This window comes from Armatimonas sp. (genome assembly GCF_043757465.1).
Taxonomy (GTDB): Bacteria; Armatimonadota; Armatimonadia; order Armatimonadales; family Armatimonadaceae; genus Armatimonas.
The window spans coordinates 41,425-56,169 of record NZ_JAYVPL010000156.1 but is presented as its reverse complement, the minus strand read 5'-3'; the positions used below and the strand labels follow the sequence as shown (position 1 = coordinate 56,169).

The window sequence follows — 14,745 nt, the reverse complement described above, 5'->3', positions numbered from 1 at the left end:
CCCATAGAAATTTGGGATGGCCGCTTGCGGCCTTTGTGTCCGAGGGATGAGGACAATAACACGCCCCCGTTCATGGGGGCGATTTTATCGAAATAGAGGAAAAAAACATGTCACTACCGTATCTGCCAACACTGCGTCGGGGTCAGGTGTACGAGAGTTTGGAGCGTGCGGAGCTCAAGAGTGTCAAGAGTGGGGAAGTGGTCGCGCATGTGGGGCAGGTCAATGCGGGCGTGATCCGCCGCGACCTGCGCAAGCCGTCGCGTACGTGTCTGCGGGATATTCCAATCGCGCGGCTTCTGGAGATCTGCGCCGAGGCCGGCAAGCACTTTGTGGAGTCCGCGCTTCCGCTGGGCGATGGCCAAGTCCAGACCCCTGAGGACTATATTGCGCAGCTTGCCGCCACCAGCGGCCTGCCCCACGTGATGATCCGCCGCAACATGGCTAAGATCAACCAAGTCTTCACCCAGATGCCGACGATCCTCAAGGGCCTCACGCGCGGGATGCCCTTAGAGGTTTTAGACAAGGGCTACGGCGAGCAGAACGGCGTCCCCGTGAGCTACTACGCCACCACCGAGGCACTCGGCGTGGTGCTCCCTAGCAACTCGCCGGGCGTGAACTCGCTCTGGATTCCTTGCATTGCCCTCAAGATTCCGATTGTTTTGAAGCCGGGCCGCGAGGAGCCCTGGACCCCGTTTCGCATTATTCAGGCCTTTATCGCAGCGGGCGCTCCCCCCGAGGCATTCAGCTTCTACCCCACGGATCACGAGGGTAGCGCCGCCGTGATGGAGCACTGCAAGAGGGCGATTATCTTCGGCGACCAGGCGACGGTCGAGCGCTACGCGGGCAACCCCGGCGTCAGTGTCCATGGCCCTGGCTGGAGCAAAGTCCTCATCGGCGACGACTGCATTGAGCGCTGGCCGGAGTTTATTGACGTGATTGCGTCCTCAATTGCCGACAACGGAGGCCGTAGCTGTATCAACGCCAGCGCGGTCGTGGTGCCAAAATACGGAGCCGAGATCGCCGATGCCCTGGCCAAGAAGCTTGCCGTCATCGAGCCGCGTCCCGCCAGTGACCCCGCCGCCGTGCTCTCGGGCTTCGCCAATCCCAAGATGGCTGAGTTTATGGATGGTGCCGTGACCGACGGCCTCAAAACCTCGGGCGCAGAAGACATCACCGCCAAGCACCGCACCGGCGAGCGCCTGGTGGAGATGGATGGCAGCACGTATCTGCGGCCCACTGTTATTCACTGCAATAGCTTCCAGCACCCACTCTCGAACAAAGAGTATCTGTTCCCCTACGCCAGTGTCGTCGAGGTACCCCAGAGTGAGATGCTCGCGCAGATCGGCCCGTCGCTAGTCGTCATGGCCATCACGCAAGACGAAGCCTTCATTGATCAGCTCTTCGACTGTCCGCTGATTGACCGCCTAAACCTCGGCCCCATCTCCACGATGCACACCTCGTGGGATCAGCCTCACGAAGGCAACCTCTTCGAGTTTCTGTATAAGAGGCGGTCGTTGCAGCGGGCGGTTTAAGCCGCCCGAACCCGTATCCCGCCCAAATGCAAAAAACGCCCCCCATCCTGCCGAGGGGGGCGTTGGTGTCGCTGTTAGGCCAGCTCGCCCGCGCGGCTGGTGTCTTCCCAGGGGAAACTCTGGTTGCCGAAGTGACCGTTCTTGGCGGTCGCCTGGTAGATCGGGCGGCGCAGGTTGAGCGTGTCAATAATGCCCTTGGGGGTCAGATCGAACTTGCTCTTGAGGCGTGCGGAGATCTCGGTGTCGGGGAGCTTGCCGGTGCCAAAAGTGTCCACGCGCACGGAGACCGGCTGGGCGACCCCAATAGCGTAAGCGAGCTGAATCTCGCACTTGCTGGCAAGCCCCGCTGCGATCACGAGCTTAGCCAGGTAGCGTGCGACATAGGCTGCCGAGCGGTCCACTTTGGTTGGATCCTTGCCCGAGAACGCGCCGCCACCGTGGCGCGCATAGCCGCCGTAGGTGTCCACGATGATCTTGCGCCCCGTCAGGCCCGAATCGCCATGAGGGCCACCGATCAGGAAGTTCCCGGTCGGGTTGACAAAGCAGCGGATCGCCCCCTCGGCCACGGTGGCATCCAGGTTATCGGGAGTTAAAGCGACCAGCTCACCGGTGATGAGATTGGGACACTCTTTGAGAAGAACAGGGCGGATGAGCTGCTCGATAATCTGCTGACGGGCTTCGTCGGTGAAGTACGGTCTGCCGTGCTTCTCGCCCATGACACTCTCATCGTGCTGAGTGGAGAGCACAATGGCATCAAGGCCGACGGGCTTGCCGCTGGTATCGTACTTCACGGTTACTTGGCTCTTGGCATCGGGGCGCAGCCAAGCCAATCTCTTGGAGTTACGCAGCTCGACATGGGTAGCGACCAGCTGATGCGCCACTTGAATGGGCAGGGGCATGAGCGCCGCGGTATCGTCGCAGGCAAACCCGAACATCAGGCCCTGATCACCTGCACCACCAGAGTCAACACCCATCGCGATATCCGGGGACTGGGCATGGATGAAGTTGAAGACACGCACTTCGTGGGCGGAGAAGAGCATGGCGGGGTCGTTGTAACCGATCTCCGCAATCACATTGCTTGCTATCTCATCTACTTTACGGGCGGTGAGCGCATCTTTTTTAGTGGTGATCTCACCCGCGACAACAACCGTATCGGTCGTCACGAGGGTCTCGCAGGCGACACGGCTGGTGGGCAGCTCGGAAAGGCAGAAGTCAAGGATCGCGTCGCTGATCTGGTCGGCCACTTTATCAGGGTGGCCTACCGAGACAGACTCGGAAGTGAACAGTGAAATGTCAGACATTTAGTTTCTCTCTTTATTTTGTCTTGTCTGCAGACCCAAGGCGAGAGAAGAGTGTCTCTTGTCTTCGCAGGTTGCGCCTGCTCGGAATTCGCACCAGGCTACGCAGATTCGCGCCGGTTGCGGTGGTTTCATAGGGCCGGTCCCTCCGCCACTCTGGACAAGACATTTGTCGAAGTGTACTCTACCATGCTAAAATTTAGCCGTCAATATCCTCAGGGGAACCGCATTTAGATTTACCAGGATAAGCTCTAAGAAAATTCTTACCCTTGGAGCACTCCTTGAACTTTACCGAAGCTTTCCAGGATCTTACCGATCCTCGCCGCAACAATGCACGACACCCCCTCTTTCTTTAGTTTCCGCTAATTGCGGGGGACTTTTCAGCCTTCTTTTGCCGGCTATGGGTTCTGTTGCGTTGCCGGGCAAGTGACTTCTCATCTGAGGCTCCCTGTTGGCCAACAACACGCCCCGATCCATAGCCGGGATGAGTTAGACCAAATCGGGCAGTTGTGCTTTAGCCCTCCTGGTAAATCTAAATGCGGTTCCCCTGCCAGGTAGGTTCACCCTCTGGTAAAATGCTCCCATGCAATCTGCTGCTGAGTGGAGACGACGTGCGGAGTCGCTGGAAAAAGCTGGGAAGTTCGCCGAGGCGGCTGATGCCTACCGCAAAGAGGCCGCGATCTATAAAAAGAACGGCGATACCGAAGGCGCAAAAGTCGAGGAGGCCAAGGCGGCGCGTATCTCCAGCAGTGTCCAGCTCTTTGCGCATCTTCCAGGAGTCGCCCCCAGGATTCCCTCGCCGCTGGCCAAGTGGGAGCCGCCGTATGGGTGCTATCTGGGAGGCTTTATTGATCGTGATGAGCGCCTCAGCTCGACATTTAACGACGAGAACTTCCAGAGCCACGAGGACCCGGCAGCGTTTGGTGAGAAGACCGGCAAGAAGCACGCCAGTGTCTTTTGCTACGTGAGCTACGGGCGGCCTTTCCCTAAAAAATGGGTAGCACGACTGAAAGCCCAAGGGGTCGCACCGCATATTGCCTGGGAGCCCAACGACGGACTACAAGTCGTTCAGCAGAATACCTACCTGCGCCAGTTCGCCCAGGACGCCGCTGAGGCGGACTGCCCGATCTTTCTGCGCTATGCCTCCGAGATGAACGGCGACTGGACCCGCTACGGCGGCGATGCCAATGCGAATGAGTACATTGTTAAGTGGCAGCTCGTGCGGCAGGTCTTTACTCAGCTCGCGCCCAATGTCGCGATGGTCTGGTGTGTGAATGTGATCCCTGAGAAGAACATCCCCAAGTTCTACCCCGGCGACGCCTACGTGGACTGGGTGGGGATTAACTTCTACTCCGTCCCGTTCTACGACAACGACCCCAAGCGCTCCGGCCTCGCCGATAACCCGGCGGACTACTTAAAGTATGTCTACGCCACCTATGCGCCCAAAAAGCCTCTCGCCATCTGTGAGTTTGGCGCGTCGCACCTCTCGAAAGCCGATGGCAAAGACCGAAGTGCCTGGGCCAGCAAGAAGATCAACGAGCTCTATGCGTCGCTGCCACGCCTTTACCCCCGCGTGAAACTCGTAGACATCTTCGACATGGACAACCTCAAGTACGCCACGCCCGGTCGCCAGCTCAACAACTACTCCGTCACCGACTCCGACGAAGTGCTCGCGGGCTACAAGCGCGCCATCGCACCCGACTACTTTCTTTCTCGGATCGGCGCAACGGCAAAAGTAGCCACCACAGTTCCCCTCCCCGCCACCGGCCTGACAGTTCCCTCCGGCGAGCTACGCATCTCGTCCTGGGCACGCTGCTACGCCGACACCTACCGCGTGACCTACAAACTAGACGGCAAAGACGCCGCTTCCGTGATCGAGCCCGGTGGTCGTGAAGCGACGCTCACCCTCTCCCCTGGCCCCCACAAAATTACCGCCATTGTGACGGATGACAAAGGCCGCGTCGCAGCAAAAACTGAGGCGAGTATTACGGCGAAGTAGCCGCCCCATAAAATGGGGCGGCATTACTCTCGATCCGAAGGCATGGCGAAGTCGGAATCGCTTTCAAAATCGAGCTTGAAGGCTTCCAGAGACAGAGAATCATCGCTCTCGATCCCGGCGTAGACGCGCAGACGATGTAGCTGTTCGGTGTCGTAGTCATCGAGCAGTCCGGCGGCCTGGTAGTGGTGCACGGCGTGCTCATCGAGCTTTAAATCGGAGTAGAGATCGGCGAGCAGACAGTGGTACGGAGCGCTTTTTGGGGCAAGACGGATCGCCTGCCGGACAGCGAGGACGGCATCACGGTACATCTTGCGGCGACGGTACAGTGCGCCGAGGCGCACATTGTAGTAGGCATCGTAGGGGGCAAAGAGTGTCGCTTGCTGCAGCTCGCGGATGGCCTCGTCGTAGCGCTCGGCGCGGGCGTAGATATCTCCCAACCAGAAGTGGTAGAAGCTATCCTGTGCTTTAAGCTGCACCGTCTCCTCCAGCTCCACAATTGCCGCCGCCATATCCCCCATCTGAAGTAGCGCCTCACTGAGCCTATAGCGGTACCAGGCGTTGCCCGGCGCGTACTGAAGCGCGGTACGGTACTCGGTGACGGCACTAGGCAGCCGACCGTAGCGGTGGTAGAGCTCGCCCATGGAGAAGTGCGGCTCAGCCTTGCGGGGGGAGAGCTTGATGGCGCGCTTGTACTGGCGGTAGGCATTGAGTCCCTGCCCGGAGTAGGCGTAGGCATCTCCCAGATTGGTTCGGTGATCGCTCTCGTCCTCGCCCGTTGCTTGAGACGCGCGAACGGCCCCCCGGTACTTGTCGAGTGCCTCTCCAATATTGCCCTCATCGAGACGTTTCTCACCCAGCTCCGAGAGCGCCTGAGCACTTTTCGGGACTTCGTCATCTTCCCCAGAGAGCACGGCGTAGGCATCGGTGTGACGCGAGTCTTCCTCGGGCTCCTCATGGCCCGCCTCCCCGGAAGTCGGGGCAGCGTCTTCTTCCGCTAGGGGTGTCAGGTCGTCGTCGCGTTCGTCCATGTTACTTTACGTACTCAGAATGCCTTCCGGCTGTCCAGTAGAATCGTCACTGGGCCGTCGTTGGTCAGTCGCACTTCCATGTGAGTGCGGAACGTGCCCGTCTCCGTGGGGATATTTCGTGCGCGTAGTTTTTCGACAACGCGCTCATAGAGTCGCTTGCCTTCGTCGGGGCGGGCAGCAGCCAGCCAGCTTGGGCGGCGGCCTTTGCGACAGTCGCCCATCAGGGTAAACTGAGAAACCACCAGAGCTTCGCCCCCGATCTCGATAAGCGAGCGCTCCATACCTGTGTCGTCGTTCTCGGGAGGAAAGAGGCGGATATCAGCGATCTTTGTGGCGAGTGTCTCGGCATCTGTATCAGTGTCGCCGTCTGCGACTCCGACCAGAACCAGTAGACCACGCCCAATCTGACCGACGATCTCGCCCTGAACCCTCACGGATGCTTCGGAAACTCTCTGTAGTACGGCTCGCACAGAAAGTAATTTTATCATGGTGCAAAAGTTCATGATGCCCCATAGAACGCCGTGCGGGTGCAGGACAAAAAAGTGGTGAGGTGAGTAGATTCGCCACCGGCCCCTAAAGCTGGCATCATGGGGCGATGACAGAAGAAACCAAACGACGAGTGCTGGAGCGGGTTCAACAGTCCTGATGAAGATGCTTCACCACCGAGCATGAAAATCTCAGAGCGGAAGCCTCAAGAAGGGCTGTCAGACGGCTATTCTCAAACCAGGACTGAACTCTCCCTCTCGTCTCCTTGGCACTTTGGCAGTACGGTGCGCGGCGCACCTAGCGGAGAGTAATAGTTCCGAGGGAGGTGGCTTTCTTGGTCTTGGTGGGCTGCGCCCGCCTCGTCAAGGTGGACTTGCTAGCCTTGTTTGGTGAAAATGTCCGGGTAATTCTGGATTGGTACCATCTCAAAACCCGAGTGTATCAACAGCTTTCGATGGTAGCCCATGGCAAAGTTGAGCGCGAAGGAGGCTTTGGAGTTCCTCGCTAAGTTAAAAGCCCGCAATGCTTCGGCTCTCTGTAATCTGGCAAGCCCATTGGTTCTGGTCGTATGGAAAAGGGAGTAGATCAGGTGATCGGTCGTCGTCAGAAAGGCAAAGGGATGCGTTGGACGAAAGCGGGCAGTCGGGCTTTAGCTCTTCTGACGTGTGCTGAACTGAACGCTCGACCGGCTCCTGCCAAGGTGATGGCTTGATCACGAGATTTGCGACAGGAGGGAAATTATCCGCCGATTTCAATCGGCGGGATATAATGCCCTTCGTGATTGAGCTGAAACTTGTGGGCGTGACCTATCCCACGGGCAATGTGACGGCGCTGACAGATATTTCCCTGCACCTCCCAGCGGGTGAGTTTGCCTTTCTGGTAGGGCCGACCGGCGCGGGCAAGTCCACACTGCTCAAGCTGCTCTACGCCGATGTGCGTGCCACTGAGGGTAGCATCTGCGTGGCGGGACGCGAGATCACACGGATTGCCTCAAAAGAGATTCCCGCACTGCGGCGGCAGATGGGGATTGTTCTTCAGGACTACGGCTTACTGCCACAGCGCACGGTCTGGGAGAACGTGATGTTCGCCTGTGAGGTGCTGGGGATGGTGCGCAAAGAGGCGCGCTTTCGGGTTCGGGATCGGCTTGAGCAAGTCGGGATGCTCGCGCGCTGCGATGCCTTTCCTGCCCAGCTCTCCGGCGGCGAGCAGCAGCGGGTCGCGATTGCGCGGGCACTGGTGGGCAAGCCTGCTCTGCTCATCGCCGATGAGCCGACGGGCAATCTTGACCCGGAGACGAGCGCGGGGATCATGGAGGCACTCCTCTCGATCTGCGCCGAAGGGACGACTGTGCTGGTGGCGACCCACGATAAAAACTCGGTGGATCGCCTGCGCCGCCGGGTGATCGCTATCGAGCGCGGAACCCTCGCCCGTGACGAGGCCGAAGGGGCATACGGGTACGCCGAGTGATGCAGGCATTTCCGTTTTTGTTGCGAGAGGCGCTGATCAACCTGCGGCGCCATGGCCTGATGACAGTCGCGGCGATCACGACTATCGGGGTCGCACTAACTTTGGTCGGGTCGTTCTACCTGACCTTCACGCAGCTCCGCACGATGAGCCGCCGCACCGTGGATGCTTTTGAGATGCGGGTCTTCTGTCGCCCGGGGCTCTCCCCGGAGGCACTGACGGAGACGGAGTCGAAGCTGCGGGCGGTCCCCGGTGTTGCCGATGTGCTCTACCGTTCTCGTGATGATGCCTTTGCCGATGCGGCCAAGAGCCTGCCCATTGACACGGCGGGGCTTCCGAACCTCATGCCGGATACGTTTGTGGTGAAGCTCCGCAGCGCGGAGGAGTCGGTGGGCCTCGCCACGACAATTCGTAGCTGGATGGGCGAGGTGGAAAATGTGGACGTGCCTGAGGAGGAGCTCAAGGTAGTGGTGCGCTTGGCTGACTTTATTCGCAACCTGGGGCTTCTGGGCGGTGCACTGCTGCTCTTTGGTGCACTCGTGGTCGTGGTGAACACTATCAGGCTCTCGGTTTTTTCCCGGCGGCGCGAGATTCAGATCATGAAGATTGTCGGAGCGACACCAGAATTTATCCGCCTGCCGATGCTCATGGAGGGGCTGATCCACGGCGTTGGGGGAGCGCTGATCGCCACCCTCGCGCTCTCAGGGCTGTTGCGTTACACGGACACGCTCACCGCCGCGATTCCGCTCCTGTCGAGCTACCTAGAGCCGGTGAACCTTCCACGGTTGGCAGGTGTGCTGGTGGCGGGCGGCGGCCTACTTGGTGCAGGGGGAGCCTGGCTCAGCCTGCATCGGTATCTGCGCTAGTATCTGTATCTGCGCTAAAGCGCTCCGCCCAGCTGAGCATCTCCCACAGGGTGTGCAGGACGCTCTCTCGGGCGCGGTAGCCGTGGCTCTCATGGGGCAGGAGTGTCAGGCGGGCCGTTGCGCCGTGCGCCTGGAGGGCCTGATAAAACCGCTCAGACTGGAGCGTGTGTGTTCCTGAGTTGTTGTCCGCCTGGCCGTGAATGAGCAGGATTGGATCCTTGATTTTGTCGGCGTAGGTGAAGGGCGAGAGCTTGTGGTAGATCTCCGGCGCCTCCCAGTACGAGCGGCGCTCGCTCTGGAACCCAAAGGGGGTAAGGGTACGATTGTAGGCACCCGAGCGCGCGATCCCCGCACGAAACAGCCCGGGAGCATGGGCGAGCAAGTGCGCGGTCATGAACGCCCCGTAGCTATGGCCGCCCACCATCACCCGACTCGGATCGGCGATTCCACGCCCTACGAGCGTCTCAATACCCGCCTTCGCGGCACCGACAATCTGCTCGGCGAAGGTGTCGTTTGCTGTCTCCGGGTCACCGACAATGGGCATGGACGCGTCCATCAGTACGGCCCAGCCACGGAGTAGAAACCAGAGAGGGCTGGTGCCCATCAGCCGAGTGAAGGTTTTGTCGGAGCCGCGCACCTGGCCCGCCGTTGCCGCATCGCTGTACTCTTCTGGGTAGGCCCAGACGAGCAGGGGTAAATGGGGCCGCGACTCCGGCACGACTCCCGGCGGCAGATAGAGCATCCCCGAGAGCGGGACACCGTCGAGGCGCTCGTAGCGCAGCATTTCTTTGTGGAGCCCGGTGAGCTCAGGGTGCGGATCGGTGTAGTGGGTGATCTGTCTGCCATCCACAAAAAAGTTCGTTGGCGCCGTCCGGCTCTGGCGGCTGGTGAGTAGCTTCTCTCCGACAAAGGCGAGGAAACTCTCGTAACCTTCCGTACCACACTCGAAAAGTCGCTCCTTCTGGCCCGTCGCGAGATCGAAGGCATCGAGAAACGGACGGTCTCCTTGCGGAGTTGCGCCCCGGCCCGCCAGAAAAACGCAGCCGTTTCGGGTATCGAGAACCCGCTCCCCCGTGGGTTTCTGGGTTGTAATAAAGCTTCCTGGATCGCCGTAGGCATCGTTCACCGAGAGATCAAAGAGTGTCTTTCGTGCGTCCCAGTGGTTCCACTGAAAATAATAGGTCGTCCGCCAGCGTCTATCGCGGTCGTACTCTGTCACAATCCCCGCGCCTGAGTCATCGGGCCAGTCCCAGCCCGCAAAGCGATGTGTCAGGCGAAAGCTCTCTCGTGGAGAGTCCCCCCTATGAGCTGAGGCGAGATCTAGCGCCATGACCCTGTCGCGATGCTCCACTTTCGCAAGCGGATCGCCGCCGTCGAGTGCCTCGACCCAGTGGAGCGTTGCGGGTACGTTGGGCTGCCAGGAAATCGCACGCGGGCCCGTCGGGACACCCTGCTGCGGCACCTCATCGCTAATAGGCAGATCGGCGATGGTGCAGAGATGCGCACCACCCGCCATCGCCCAGACCTCGGTACGCCGGGCGAAGAGCTGGTAGGGGACACGGTACGAAAACGGCGGAACAAGGCGCGTGACCAGCAGAAAGTCCCCGCTTGGTGAGGGCCGGGCGCTCGTTGCCAGTACGGGCTTACCTACGAGTATTGTTTCTCCCGTTTCAAGCGAGTACGTTGCGAGCTGAACGGTGGCAAGGTGCGTGAAAAGTGCTTCGTCGTAGGGGCTGGCAAGAAGATCCTGGTAGGTCGCCGCGCGGGTCTGCTTCCCGCTGGCCTCTTGGACAATCGGCCCCTCGGGTGCCTTGGGCGGCTGAGGAGCGTCCCCAAGATCCGCCACCAGTGTTAGCAGGAGCGTCTGGTTATTCACCCACTGTAGAGGCGAGGACAGCATGTCGGTGAGAGCAAGCCCTGGAATGACTTCTGCGCTCGCGGTTGCCACCGTGCCCAGCGCGAGCGCCAGCCCCCCGTCGGGACGCTCTAAGTAGAACGCAAAGCGGCTCCCGTCATCGCTCCACACCGGCCCGCCCGGAACCACCCCCTCTGGAAGTCCGGTAATTTGACGCTGGCTACCCTCTGCGGTACTGAGCAGAGCAAGGCTCGTGTAGCGCGTGTGCCGCTGCGTCCCCGGGCGTGTGCTATCAAAGCGCACCCCCGCCAGTTTCTCATAGGGTCGTGCTAGGTCTGCAATCGGGGGATACGGCTCGTAGCCAATCAGAAGCAAATGCGACCGATCCGGTGAGAGCGAGGAGAGCGGAGTCAGCGGGGCATCGAGAAGAGCAACAAGATCATCGCCCGGAGTTTGGTAGTGCATCTACAAGGGATTGTACCTACCCGTGCAGAATTCAATGGCATGAAACCAAATAAGGCTGATGCGATGGTGGTTCTCCGAGTGGTAGCCGGTGTGTTCGCCTGCGGCATGCTGGGGGTGGGATTATTAAGTGTGATTTTCGCTGGAGCTAATCTACCCTGGCTCGTTGAGGGCTTTCTACTAGCGAACCTCACGGGCTGGTTTGCATTTCGAAACCGAGCGCAGCTTGTGTTTTTAGGGAGCTACTGGGTCACCGTTATCTTAATTCTCCACCTTGCACAGCCATGGCTTCCGCTTGTGCGGGCTGTCGGAAACCTGCCTGGTATGACGCCGCCTGAGGCTAGTAGGCAGCTTCAAACGTGGAGAAAGACGCCTTATGCGCTCGATGAGAAGACGGGGTATATCTTGTTCCCGAAGAAATACGGTTCCGCAAAGGGAATCACTCTGGAGTGGAAACAAGGCAAGGTCGTGTCGGCGTTGGTTCATTGGGACTGAAGTAATCTGCGATAGAATAGGGCGATGGCGGGACAAAAAGATCAGGTTTTCAAGGAACTCCTCCGAGAGTTTTTCCCTGATTTTATTCGTCTGTTCTATCCGCATATCGCGGAGCAGCTCGACTGGAGCACGCTGAGGTTTCTCGATAAAGAGGCTTTCACGGACTTTCCGCGAGGTGAGCAGCACGAAGCCGATATCGTGACTGAGGTGAAGACCCTCGAGGGCAAGCCGGAGCTGATTCTGGTTCACGTGGAGATCGAGAGCCGTCGCCGCCCGGTGAGTTTCCCGGAGCGCATGCTGGACTACTATTTTCTCCTGCGCCGCCGTTATAAGTTGCCCGTGCTGCCCATTGTCCTGTATCTTTCTCCTGGTGCAGGCGGGCTAGTGGTTGAGACGGTTCGTGAGCCGCTCTTTGGGATCGATTTACTGACGTTTCACTATTTGGCGATAGGCTTACCTGACTTGAGCGCCGCCGACTACGAAGCGGTGAACAACCCGCTGGGGGCCACACTCTCGGCATGGATGCGCTCCTCAGAGACAGCTAAAATAGAGCGTTGGTTAGACGTTCTGCGGCGAATTGTGGCGTATCGGCTGAATCCCGCGCAGCAAGTATTGGTAACAAGCGTGGTGGAGCTGGGCCTACCCCTCTCGCAAGGGGAGCAGGTAGAATTGCAACAACGAACGGTAAGAGAACCGGAGGTACTTGAGATGACAACCATTTTTGAACGCTGGGGACTGGAAAAAGGCATGCAGCAGGGCATGCAGCAGGGCATGCAGCAGGGTTTGAAGAGTGCAGTGTTGCGTATGGCAACCCGAAAATTTGGAAGCCTCTCTGAGGGGATTCAGCAGCGCATTGTGGCACTACAGGCTGAAGATGAGCTGAATGCGGTTCTTGATCGTCTACTGACGGCCACGAGTCCAGAAGGATTATTTACGAACTAATGCGCTGGGTTGAGATGGAAATTGCGGCGGTGGGGGATGAGCAGGAGCCCTACGCGGCACTGCTGACGGAAGTTGCGGGTTGTCAGGGCTGGAGTGCCGATGCGAGCGCCGTGCGCGGGTACTTGCCCGTAGATGAGCGCCTGGAAGGCTCTCTGCTAGCATTGCGTCAGGCTGCGGGGCGTGAGGTGACGATTCGCTTTGTTCAGGAAGAAGACTGGGCCAATGCCTGGAAGCAGTACTTCAAGCCCCAACGGATCGGGGAGCGCATCGTTATTAAGCCAAGCTGGGAGGAGTTCACCCCCCAAACGGGTGATCTGGTGGTTGAAATGGACCCAGGGATGGCCTTTGGCACGGGCCTGCATGCCACCACACGGCTTTGCTTGCGAGCGCTGGAGACACACGTCAAGGGGGGCGAGACGCTTACCGATGTGGGAACGGGCTCTGGGATACTGGCAATTGCAGCCGTCTTGCTGGGGGCACACAGCGCGATCTGCACCGACATAGACCCACTGGCCGTGCGCATCGCCCGGGAGAATATCGAGCGCAATGCAATGGTTGGAAAAGTGTCCGCCATAGAAGCGACTCTGCCACCGCCCGGCCAGTTCGATATCGTGGTCGCTAATATTTTGCCGGATGTGATTCTGGGCATGGCCGAAGAGCTTGTCGGCGCGACAAAGCCCGGTGGTCTGCTGATTGTCTCCGGCATCATCGAAGCACGAACAGAAAATGTGAAAGTGGGACTGGTAGAGCGTGGTTTAACGATCCTGGCAGTAGAGACCGAGGGCGAGTGGGTCGCGATCTCAGCCCGACAACGAGAAAGGTAGCTCCGTTGGACAAGACCGTGGTTTTGTGCATGCCTCTGGGAAATGCGCGCGGGGGGGGGGAGCGGATGTTGCTTCACCTGATTCAGCAGGGACGGCATCTGGGAATTCGCTGGCATGTTGTTTTTCTTGAAGCAGGCGAGATGCCCGCTATGGTTCGCGAGCTGGGGGTGGGTGTTGATGTTTTTGAGACGGGTAGGATTCGCGAGGTGCACAATGTTCTGGCAACCGCAAGGAAAATCGCTCACGTCGCACGGCGCGAAAAAGCGTCACTGATTCTAAGCTGGATGGGAGCCGCTCATGTGTACGGCGGAATCGCTGCACGATGGGCGAGTCTGCCAGCAGCTTGGTACCAGCTCGATGTTCCGCGTAGCCCCGATATTATTGACAAAGTGGCTGCCCGGATTCCCGCCCGTTTTGTGCTGACCCTCTGCACGGATGGCTTCCAAGCCCAAAAGAAACTGACTCCCCACACTGAGGTACGTCTTGTCTATCCCGGGGTTGAGCTAGAGCGTTTCGAGCCGACCCTTCTTCCGACGAGAACCGAAGCACGACAGAAACTGAGCCTTCCGTTAGACCGTCCCTTGATTGGGATTGTGGGGCGGCTTCAGCACTGGAAAGGAATGCACACGCTTGTTGCGGCAATGCCGCGTGTGCTTGCAAAGTATCCTGAGGCGCTTGCAGTGATTGTGGGAGGGCAACATGCGTTTGAACCAGAGTACGAGGGCTGGCTTAAAGAGCAGATCCGGGCGGTAAAGCTAGAGGACTCGGTGCAGATGACAGGGTTCCAGAGCGATATACCCCTCTGGATGCAAGCGATGGATGTGATTGTCCACGCGTCGCGCCGGGAGCCCTTTGGCATCGTCGTGATCGAGGCAATGGCACTGGGCAAACCCGTTGTCGCCACTGATGAAGGTGGCCCTACAGAGATTATTACTCCTGACCAGGAGGGGCTACTCACCCCTTTTGAGGATGCCGATGCGCTCGCCGGAGCGCTCCTGCGTTATCTGGATCAACCGGAGTTCGCGGCCCAGTGTGGACGAGCAGCACGGGAGCGTGCTCTGACGTTCTCCACAAAGATCTATGCGGAGAATCTTGTGAAGATAGTACAGGTATTTCTCTAAGATCGGATACGGCTATGGATCGGGACGTGTTGTTGGCCCACAGGGAACCTCAGATGAGAAGTCACTTGCCCGACAACGCGACAGAACCCCTAGCCGTTCAGAACAACTCGGTGGATCACTTTGGCGGTCGTGGGAAGCGACGCTCGATGCGCTCGAAGCCAACCCGCTGACGCTGGCCAATAAGCTGGACTGGGTCGCCAAGCACAAGATGTACACCGAGTTCATGAAGATCGTAGCCAGGGGCTTTTTTATGCCCTGGCCGAACTTCATCGCTTATGCCCTGGAGGACATGCCGTGAAGCACTCCGATCCTAGAAATTTCGCACCTGACTGTCCGACTCGCGAGCGTTACAGACACCTTCTCGACGCATTGC

At 59.0% G+C, this 14,745-nt stretch carries 12 protein-coding genes and 1 riboswitch; of the genes, 8 read left to right on the top strand and 4 right to left on the bottom strand.

The genetic code is table 11. From position 1 onward, the window contains the following. Window positions 1-107 precede the first annotated feature (107 nt). On the top strand, window positions 108-1,532 hold the full coding sequence (locus ACH2ED_RS21670) for an aldehyde dehydrogenase family protein (protein WP_395094814.1): 1,425 nt from the start codon (window positions 108-110) through the stop codon (window positions 1,530-1,532). Between the two features lie 74 nt (window positions 1,533-1,606). On the opposite strand, the gene metK is transcribed toward ACH2ED_RS21670, so the two are convergent. After that, complete coding sequence (gene metK / locus ACH2ED_RS21665; protein ID WP_395094813.1) at window positions 1,607-2,833, bottom strand: methionine adenosyltransferase; 1,227 nt, start codon at window positions 2,831-2,833, stop codon at window positions 1,607-1,609. A gap of 55 nt (window positions 2,834-2,888) precedes the next feature. Further along, window positions 2,889-2,997: riboswitch (SAM riboswitch) on the bottom strand. Window positions 2,998-3,413: 416 nt separating this feature from the next. Between metK and ACH2ED_RS21660 the strand changes: the two genes are divergently transcribed. Next, entirely contained in the window at window positions 3,414-4,829 is a 1,416-nt protein-coding gene (locus ACH2ED_RS21660; protein ID WP_395094812.1) for a glycoside hydrolase family 26 protein, read from the top strand. Window positions 4,830-4,852: 23 nt separating this feature from the next. On the opposite strand, the gene ACH2ED_RS21655 is transcribed toward ACH2ED_RS21660, so the two are convergent. Together ACH2ED_RS21655 and dtd are read right to left on the bottom strand one after the other, a co-directional pair. Beyond that, window positions 4,853-5,857 carry a tetratricopeptide repeat protein gene (locus ACH2ED_RS21655; RefSeq protein WP_395094811.1) on the bottom strand — a complete coding sequence of 335 codons (1,005 nt, stop codon included), beginning with the start codon at window positions 5,855-5,857 and terminating at the stop codon, window positions 4,853-4,855. 14 nt (window positions 5,858-5,871) lie between these two features. Next, window positions 5,872-6,327 carry a D-aminoacyl-tRNA deacylase gene (gene dtd / locus ACH2ED_RS21650; protein WP_395094810.1) on the bottom strand — a complete coding sequence of 152 codons (456 nt, stop codon included), beginning with the start codon at window positions 6,325-6,327 and terminating at the stop codon, window positions 5,872-5,874. A gap of 784 nt (window positions 6,328-7,111) precedes the next feature. Here dtd and ACH2ED_RS21645 point away from each other — a divergent pair. Together ACH2ED_RS21645 and ACH2ED_RS21640 are read left to right on the top strand one after the other, a co-directional pair. Beyond that, entirely contained in the window at window positions 7,112-7,810 is a 699-nt protein-coding gene (locus ACH2ED_RS21645) for a cell division ATP-binding protein FtsE (protein ID WP_395094809.1), read from the top strand. Continuing rightward, window positions 7,810-8,673 carry a cell division protein FtsX gene (locus ACH2ED_RS21640; RefSeq protein ID WP_395094857.1) on the top strand — a complete coding sequence of 288 codons (864 nt, stop codon included), beginning with the start codon at window positions 7,810-7,812 and terminating at the stop codon, window positions 8,671-8,673. Before ACH2ED_RS21645 ends, ACH2ED_RS21640 begins: the two co-directional genes overlap by 1 nt. Here ACH2ED_RS21640 and ACH2ED_RS21635 read toward each other — a convergent pair. Continuing rightward, window positions 8,648-10,993: an alpha/beta hydrolase family protein gene (locus ACH2ED_RS21635; protein ID WP_395094808.1), complete on the bottom strand. Its 2,346-nt coding sequence runs from the start codon at window positions 10,991-10,993 to the stop codon at window positions 8,648-8,650. The genes ACH2ED_RS21640 and ACH2ED_RS21635 overlap by 26 nt on opposite strands. A gap of 39 nt (window positions 10,994-11,032) precedes the next feature. On the opposite strand from ACH2ED_RS21635, the gene ACH2ED_RS21630 reads away from it, so the two are divergent. The 4 genes from ACH2ED_RS21630 (at window position 11,033) to ACH2ED_RS21615 (ending at window position 14,372) form a co-directional block, all read left to right on the top strand. Beyond that, on the top strand, window positions 11,033-11,485 hold the full coding sequence (locus tag ACH2ED_RS21630) for a hypothetical protein (RefSeq protein ID WP_395094807.1): 453 nt from the start codon (window positions 11,033-11,035) through the stop codon (window positions 11,483-11,485). A gap of 24 nt (window positions 11,486-11,509) precedes the next feature. Continuing rightward, window positions 11,510-12,427, top strand: a complete 918-nt coding sequence (locus ACH2ED_RS21625) for an Rpn family recombination-promoting nuclease/putative transposase (RefSeq protein ID WP_395094806.1) — start codon at window positions 11,510-11,512, stop codon at window positions 12,425-12,427. Beyond that, window positions 12,427-13,251, top strand: coding sequence for a 50S ribosomal protein L11 methyltransferase (gene prmA, locus ACH2ED_RS21620; RefSeq protein ID WP_395094805.1), 825 nt, complete (start codon window positions 12,427-12,429; stop codon window positions 13,249-13,251). Before ACH2ED_RS21625 ends, prmA begins: the two co-directional genes overlap by 1 nt. Window positions 13,252-13,316: 65 nt before the next feature. After that, the gene (locus ACH2ED_RS21615) at window positions 13,317-14,372 is read left to right on the top strand and encodes a glycosyltransferase family 4 protein (RefSeq protein WP_395094804.1); all 1,056 of its coding nucleotides are present in this window, start codon (window positions 13,317-13,319) and stop codon (window positions 14,370-14,372) included. Window positions 14,373-14,745 lie beyond the last annotated feature (373 nt).